The following is a 346-nucleotide window of genomic DNA, read 5'->3' as shown; positions in this document are numbered from 1 at the left end:
ATCCTGCGAGAGCTCTTGTGAGCCCTCCCGTGTTCCGGCGCGAAGCACATACTAGCCGACTTCCGACCTGAACCGTGCATCCGGTCCGGGAGGCGGTCGGCACGCGAGAGGCCGCTCCGGACGATGCCGGGGCGGCCTCTCGCAGGTGCTCGTGGGCGATACTGGGATCGAACCAGTGACCTCTTCCGTGTCAGGGAAGCGCGCTACCGCTGCGCCAATCGCCCAAAGGGTGGTGCTGTTGCGAGGTGGAGATGGGATTCGAACCCACGTATACGGCTTTGCAGGCCGCTGCCTCGCCTCTCGGCCACTCCACCGCGACCTGCCCTCCGCCGCCGCGAGGCGGACG

Annotated in this window: 2 tRNA genes; both read right to left on the bottom strand. The window is 67.6% G+C overall.

What is annotated here, in order from left to right:
• Window positions 1–152 precede the first annotated feature (152 nt).
• A tRNA-Val gene (locus ABWU78_RS20960) sits at window positions 153–224 on the bottom strand.
• A 19-nt stretch (window positions 225–243) separates the two neighbouring features.
• A tRNA-Cys gene (locus ABWU78_RS20955) sits at window positions 244–314 on the bottom strand.
• Window positions 315–346: the final 32 nt, after the last annotated feature.

Source organism: Cellulosimicrobium sp. CpK407, from assembly GCF_051844275.1.
Taxonomy (GTDB): Bacteria; Actinomycetota; Actinomycetes; order Actinomycetales; family Cellulomonadaceae; genus Cellulosimicrobium; species Cellulosimicrobium cellulans_G.
Note: the sequence above shows the minus strand (reverse complement) of the source record. Positions and strands in the feature narration are given on the sequence as shown.